The organism is Streptomyces sp. NPDC048411, from assembly GCF_040704695.1.
In the GTDB taxonomy this organism is placed as follows: Bacteria; Actinomycetota; Actinomycetes; order Streptomycetales; family Streptomycetaceae; genus Streptomyces.
On sequence record NZ_JBEZKL010000235.1, the window covers coordinates 1 to 6342 of the forward strand.

The 6342-nt window shown below is 69.4% G+C and carries 8 protein-coding genes and 1 pseudogene; 2 read left to right on the top strand and 7 right to left on the bottom strand.

Annotated elements, in window-relative coordinates:
- Window positions 1-171: pseudogene (locus AB0915_RS37785) on the bottom strand (IS6 family transposase); the annotation flags it as partial.
- 146 nt (window positions 172-317) lie between these two features.
- Here AB0915_RS37785 and AB0915_RS37790 point away from each other — a divergent pair.
- Window positions 318-779: a hypothetical protein gene (locus AB0915_RS37790; protein ID WP_366695741.1), complete on the top strand. Its 462-nt coding sequence runs from the start codon at window positions 318-320 to the stop codon at window positions 777-779.
- A 112-nt stretch (window positions 780-891) separates the two neighbouring features.
- Here the strand turns inward: AB0915_RS37790 and AB0915_RS37795 are convergent, their stop codons facing one another.
- The 6 genes from AB0915_RS37795 to AB0915_RS37820 form a co-directional block, all read right to left on the bottom strand.
- Complete coding sequence (locus AB0915_RS37795) at window positions 892-2316, bottom strand: MFS transporter (protein ID WP_366695743.1); 1425 nt, start codon at window positions 2314-2316, stop codon at window positions 892-894.
- Window positions 2317-2354: 38 nt separating this feature from the next.
- On the bottom strand, window positions 2355-2816 hold the full coding sequence (locus AB0915_RS37800; RefSeq protein ID WP_366695745.1) for an SRPBCC family protein: 462 nt from the start codon (window positions 2814-2816) through the stop codon (window positions 2355-2357).
- Window positions 2813-3166 carry a metalloregulator ArsR/SmtB family transcription factor gene (locus tag AB0915_RS37805; RefSeq protein WP_366695747.1) on the bottom strand — a complete coding sequence of 118 codons (354 nt, stop codon included), beginning with the start codon at window positions 3164-3166 and terminating at the stop codon, window positions 2813-2815. Before AB0915_RS37805 ends, AB0915_RS37800 begins: the two co-directional genes overlap by 4 nt.
- Window positions 3167-3400: 234 nt before the next feature.
- Window positions 3401-3784, bottom strand: a complete 384-nt coding sequence (locus AB0915_RS37810; RefSeq protein ID WP_366695749.1) for a DUF6233 domain-containing protein — start codon at window positions 3782-3784, stop codon at window positions 3401-3403.
- Window positions 3785-3786: 2 nt separating this feature from the next.
- Complete coding sequence (locus AB0915_RS37815; protein ID WP_366695751.1) at window positions 3787-4131, bottom strand: hypothetical protein; 345 nt, start codon at window positions 4129-4131, stop codon at window positions 3787-3789.
- Window positions 4132-4268: 137 nt separating this feature from the next.
- The gene (locus AB0915_RS37820) at window positions 4269-4505 is read right to left on the bottom strand and encodes a hypothetical protein (protein WP_366695753.1); all 237 of its coding nucleotides are present in this window, start codon (window positions 4503-4505) and stop codon (window positions 4269-4271) included.
- On the opposite strand from AB0915_RS37820, the gene AB0915_RS37825 reads away from it, so the two are divergent.
- Window positions 4462-5739, top strand: a complete 1278-nt coding sequence (locus AB0915_RS37825; protein ID WP_366695755.1) for a replication-relaxation family protein — start codon at window positions 4462-4464, stop codon at window positions 5737-5739. The genes AB0915_RS37820 and AB0915_RS37825 overlap by 44 nt on opposite strands.
- Window positions 5740-6342: the final 603 nt, after the last annotated feature.

Below are 6342 nucleotides of genomic sequence, written 5' to 3' on the forward strand. Positions count from 1 at the left end.
CACGCCGCGCTCGAGCATCAGTTCCTCGACCTCACGGAACGACAGCGGGAACCGGTGGTACAGCCACACGCAGTGGGAGATGATCTCGACGGGGTTCCGGTGCCCCCGGTACGACGGTGACACGGACGACACGAGCAGGCCCCTCCCTGATACGACCTCCACGAAGATCATCCCACGCCGGTCAGCCAACGTGACAACGCCCCATCGCCCGCTCCTGCCCGCCGACCCTGGCCGGGCTGCGCGACAAGGCGCTGGTCCTCAGCGGATTCCACTACGCGAGCCGGGCCAGCGAACCGGCCGGACTGCTCACCGGCGACGTGACGCTGCACCCGGCCGGCATGCAGATCGCCGTACTGACGGGGAAGACCAAGCACTCGGTGCGTAACGCGAAGATCCGGTACTCACAGGATCCCGAGGTCTGCCCGGTGCGGGCCTGGACGGCCTACCGCACTCAGCTGGTCGCCGAACACGGCGAGGTGTGGGCCGGCCCGTCCACCCCGGCCTTCGTCGGCATCGACCGGTGGGGCCGGATCACCGGCGGAATGGTCCCCGACAGCGTCACCCGCGCGGTCAAGCGCATCTCCCAGCGGGCCGGGGTGCCGCTCCACTGGACCGGGCACTCCCTGCGCATCGGGCTCGCCTCCACCGGCCGCAAGAAGGGCAAGGACGGCATCGCCATCGCCGACCAAGGCGGCTGGGCCCGCCACTCCCGCTCCATGCTCGGCTACATGCAGCGCGAGGACGGCTGGGACGACAACGCCTCCGCCGGCCTCACCTGACACGTGCTCCGACGTGCTGACGGCGGGTTCCGGGCGTAGTCAGGGTCCCCATGGCCGGGAATGCGGAACCGGAATCACGCCAGGAGCGAGCCAAGGGGGTGTGTCCCGTAGATCAAGGTGAGGTCGACGGTGCCCTGGTAGATACGTTCTCGCTTGCGTCTGTCGACACACTGCGGGATAGGCCGGATCGCTTGCTGAGGAGCGTCAACGCGGTGATCAAGGCGAGAGCGGCGAAGGCGCCAGCTGCCCCAAACGCGGCATGCTGCCCGGTGGTGAGTGCGAGCGGTGCCGGACCACCGATCACGGACGTGCGGGCGGCAGCGACGCTGGTGCAGATGGCAGTGCCGAGGGCGGTGCCGACGGCGAAGGAGGTGTCGGCGAGGCCGGCGGCCAGGCCTGAGTTCTTTTCGGTGACGCCGGTCAGCGCGGCGATCTGTGCGCATACCGTGACGGCGCCCATTCCCGCCCCGAACAAGAACAGGGCCGCCGGCAGAAGACTCATCGGGCCACCGGCCGGTATGCGGGTGAGCAGCAGGCAGCCACAACCGAGCAGGACGGTCCCGGCGGCAGCTACCCGCCCCAGGCTGAGCCTGGGCACGATCCGTTGGCTCAGCAGTGCGCCTGCGGCCGCGGTGACGGTCATCATCGCGGCCGCCAGCCCGAACTGCGCCGCCGGCCAGCCGAGCACCTGCTGCACGAAAGAGGTGAGGATGACGAGCATGCCGTCGACGGTCATGCCAGCGATGAGCAGGAGAAGGTTGCCGCCGATCAGCATGCGCGAGCGCAGCGACTGAAAGGAAACGAGCGGGGCCACCGATCGCTTCTCGATCAGGATGAACATCCAGACCAGCACGGCCACGGCGGCCAGTAGCCCGATGCTCTGTCCATTCGCCCACCCGGATGTCGGCACCCGGGTGATCACGTATACGAGCAGAACGAGTGCTGGGGCGATGGTCAGCGCACCAGGGATATCGAAGGAACGGGAGCGTGCGCGGTCCCGGCTTTCGCGCAGCATGGAGGGGGCGAGCACCAGCACGAGGGTCCCGACCGGGACGTTGACCCAGAACACCCATTGCCAGCCGAAGATATCGGTGATGATGCCGCCCAGTAGTAGACCGGCGGTGGCGCCGAACCCGCCGAGGCCGCCCCAGATACCGAGCGCCTTGTTCCGCTCGATCCCTTCGGGGAAAGTGTTCATGACCATCGACAACGCGGCCGGAGCGATGATCGCGGCCGAGACGCCCTGCACCGCCCGGGCGGCCACCAGGGCCTGGATGGATGGAGCGAGCCCGCACGCCAGCGAGGCCACGACCCGCAGCACCATCCCGGCGATGAACACACGCCGACGGCCCAGCAGATCTGCAGCGCGGCCGCATAACAACAGCAGCCCGCTGAAGGCCAGCGCGTAGGCCGTCACGGTCCATTGGATGGCAGGACCGTGCAGGCGAAGGTGGCCTTCGATCGCGGGCAGAGCGGCGAGCAGGCTGGTGCCGTCCAGAATGGTCATGAAGAACGCCGTGCCCAGCAGCGCCAGCACCCGCCAACGGTGAGTCTGCGAAGGGCTGCTCGTGGTTATCACTGTTTCTCGATGCTTCGCAGCAGTTCGGCGGCGAGCGCGTCAAGCCACTTGCCGGTGCCCTGCTCCCGCCAGCTTGGTTCTTCGCGGCCATCGAGGAAGGTGCCCTGCTCGGTGAGTAGCAGCCGGGTGCCACCACCCTCAGGGTGGAACTCCACCGTCGTCAGCGACACGGTCGCAAGGTCTTGCCCCTCGGACAGAGTGGAGGTGTAGACGATCCGCTCGTCCTGGACGATGTCGCGATACCAGGACTCGAAGGTCAGCACCGGCCCACCGTCGGAGCGGCCACGGTTGACCTCCCGCCCACCCACGCGGAAATCAAGCTCGTGCTCGGCGTCGGGGCCAGCGAACCAGCGGGCCTTTGCTTCGGGGGCGGCCCACGCGGCGAACACTGTGGCCGGTGACGCCGCGTAGAGGCGTTCGAGGGTGAACGTGGCATGCGTGACCACGTGATCGGTCATTGTGTGCTCCCTTGATCTGGGCTGTCGCAGTGTTCGGTCAGGTAGTCGCCGAGGCGATCGAGGCGGTGTTCCCAGGCAGTGCGCTGCGCAGCGATCCAGTCCTCTGCCATTCGCAGCACACCCGGCTCGATGTGGCAGGTGCGTACCCTTCCGGCTTTCTCAGACCGGACCAGTCCGCACGCCTCCAGTACCTGTAGGTGCTGCATCACCGCTGGCAGCGACATGGCCAGCGGCCGGGCCAGCTCACTGACCGAGGCAGGCCCGCGGATCAACCGCTCAACGATGTCCCGGCGAGTCGCGTCCGCCAGCGCTTGGAACACCCGGTCCAACGAACCAGCTTGGTTAAGCATGCACCTAACTATTCGATGCCGGCAGCGAATAGTCAAGTATTTGGTTAACTTTTCTTCCGTCGGAGGTGCGCCGTTCCCTCGCATGCGTCTCGTCCGGGGGTACGCACCCGGGCCCCGCTTCTCACAAATGGTCATATGTGCAGGTGGTAGCTCGGTGCCCGGCGGTGGCATCGGCTCCGAGGTGAGGTCACCGCCGGGCGCCTGTACAGCAGGTGGCACTGGCAACGGCCTCGATCACAGCGCGCCGAGCGCGGTGTCCGGCCGGCACACCTCGCAGGCCGGGGCCCCGTCAGCGAGAGCGGCGAGGGCCTGTTCTCGGCTGATTGCCCGCAGCCGCTTTCCGGCGGCGAAACAGTCGCCACGGTGGACCTCGGACCGCAGGGTGCCGATACCGATGTCGTCGATACCCCAGTCCGGGGTACGCGGGCGCCGCTCCCTGCTACGCCGCTCCTCTATCCGCGGCTTTCCCCGCTTGCGCTGCTCCTGCTGCTGACGCTCCTGGCGCTCCTGGGCCTCGAGCTCCCGGATCCGGCCCTGGGTCTGGCGCAGCTGCCAGTCCAGCCACTCCTGAAGAGCCCGGAGCTTGTCGAGGCGGGATATCGATCCGGGATCGGACACGGCTACGCCGCCTGGTCCGCGGCCTCGTGTGCGTGCTTGAGCGCCATCCGGGCGTCCACCACACCGCCATCGAGCGTCGACCAGTACGGATGCGTCGACACTACGGCGCTCAGCCGGAGCAGCTCCGCCTGGAACCGGCGCACTTCCGCGGCCTGCTCGTCCGTGTAGCCGGGGCTGTCGTCCTTGTGGGACTGGTAGCCGGAGTGAAGCTGCTTCTCGCTCTCCCAGCCGGGCATCGGCTCTGCCGACCAGGGGAGGCCGGCGGCGTACTGCTCGTATGCGGCGCGGGTCTGGTGCAGCGCGAGCTGGGCGTCGCGCAGGTCCTCGGGAAAGTCGTACGTGGGCACACGCGAATGGTACGTGTGTTCGATTTTCGAATGCGAGCGGCGCGCCAGCCGCTCCGGCGGCTCCCCTCTTCCGGAGGAGTGCAAGGTGCAGTCGACAGAGGAGGGGGCCGGCGGCAGCCGCGGGAATGAGGCCGGGGTCAGGCCGCCGGCGGCTGGCTGGAGGGGGTGGCCTGGTCGGCGGGTTGGTCCAGTTGCTGCTGGCGGCGCCGCTGTTCGTTGCGGTGCTCTTCGACGCGCTGGGTGAACAACTTCAGCGCCTCGACTTCCCCGGCGTCGCCAAACTGGCTGTAGGGGCCGATGCCGAGGGTGACGGCGTTGGCCTCCTGCTCGATGGCGTCGGCGGAGCAGCTGTGGCAGCTGGTGTTGCCCGGCACAGCGGATCTGCAGACGGTGCGTAACGCGTGCAAGGACCTGCGGCATGCCGGGCTGGCGGAGTCGGTCGGCCGGACGTCCCGGCCGGGGGCGAACGGTCAGCCGGTGCGGCGTGATCTGTGGAACCTGACCACGGCTGGCCTTGCGGCGGCTGCGTCGGAGCTGGGGCGGCCGGTGCGGGAGATGGGCGGCACGGCGCGGGACGCGGCGAAGGCCGGCGCAGCGCACGCCCTGGCGGTGACGGACACGATCGATGCGTTCCGTCAGTCGCCGCCGCTGCCGACGAAACCCGTCGCCCGCCGCACCACCCGCCCCGCCCCCGAGCGGGTGCTGCCGGTCCGCCCGCGCGGGCTGGGGCATCTGCGGGGCTGGGAGACCGAGGTCGCGCTTCCGGTCACGGGCACGTTCACGACACCGGCGAGGGGCAGCCTGCGCGCGGATGCGGTCCTGACCGCGCCGGAGGACCAGGTGCCGGTTTTGTTCGTGGAGGTCGACAACCACACCGAACCCGCCGCGGTCGTCGCCGCGAAGATCGAACGCTACCGACGGTTCTTCCGACGCCAGGTGAAAGACCACCGCGGCCACGACATCCCTATGTGGTCGACCCTGTGGGACGACTCCGACAGGGGCGGTTTCCCGCCCGTCGCCCTGATGTTCACGAAAGACGTCGGACCGGACGCCCGGATGAACCGCATCAAGACCATCCACGACCTGTCCCGCCCCTTCTGGAAACCCTCCTGGCAGACCCCCCTCGACCAGTCAATGCGCAACGACACCGAGGAGGACGGCTGGTGGGACCACACCGGCACCGTCCCCGTCATCGCCACCCACCTCGACCAGCTGCGCACCCATGGTCCTCATGGACCGGTGTGGTGGCGCTTCGGCCGCAACCAGTGGCAGCCGATCACCGACGCCCTCACCAACACCGGGACCAAAGACGAGTACCACGCCCGCCAGGAGCAGCGCCGCCAGGAGCGCGACGTGGTCCGGGCCCTGGAGCAAGAGCAGCGGCGCGAGGAACTGGCCCGGTGGGAAGCGGCCTGGCAGTGCCAGTCCTGCCAGGCCGACGTCGAGCCCGGCACGGTCGGTCCAGACGGCTACCGCCCCGCTGAGGGCGGCCTGTGCCCAACGTGCGAGCACAGCCGTCGCGAACCGGCGGTGAAGGAAGCAGCTCAGGACTCGGCGGCGCCCAACGGGATCCTTGCCCGTCTGCGCGCCCGCGCCGAAGAGCGGTAGCAGACCCCTGGGCCATGGCCCCCAGCACCAGACACAAATCCCCTCGGCCGGTACGGACGCCACTCGGCGGGTGCGGGCCACCGAGGCCGACATCGAGGCCGCTTTGCTGTACCGGCCGGGCGGACTGGACAGCCTCCAGCAGCTCCGCGACCGCGGCGTCCTGGGCCCCAGTACCCCACCCGCCTGACGTACCGGCTACCGCACCCGCGGGGGCCAGGCGCCCCTTTTGGAAGCGGCCCGTGCCGTGGAGGACCAGCGGCGGCGCGAGGAACCGGCCCGGTGGGAAGCCACTTGGGAGTGTCCGTCCTGCCAGACCGATGTCGAGCCGGGCACCGTGGGCCCGGCCGGGTACCGCCCCACGGAGGGCGGGCTGTGCCCGGCCTGCGAACACACCCGCCGCGAAGAGGTGCAGCAGAGCGCCGCCGCTGAAGGGCGTTGTCACGTTGTTGGGTGTGTGGGTGCCTGACGGCGCGTCGGGGCGTGGCGGGCCCGCGGTTCGGGCCTGCGATCAGGCCATGGTGGGCAGGCAGGCGACTCCGGTGATCTGCTCCCAGATCGCGAAGCGGGCGGTCATCTCGGCTCTGTAGTCGGTGGCGGTGAGCA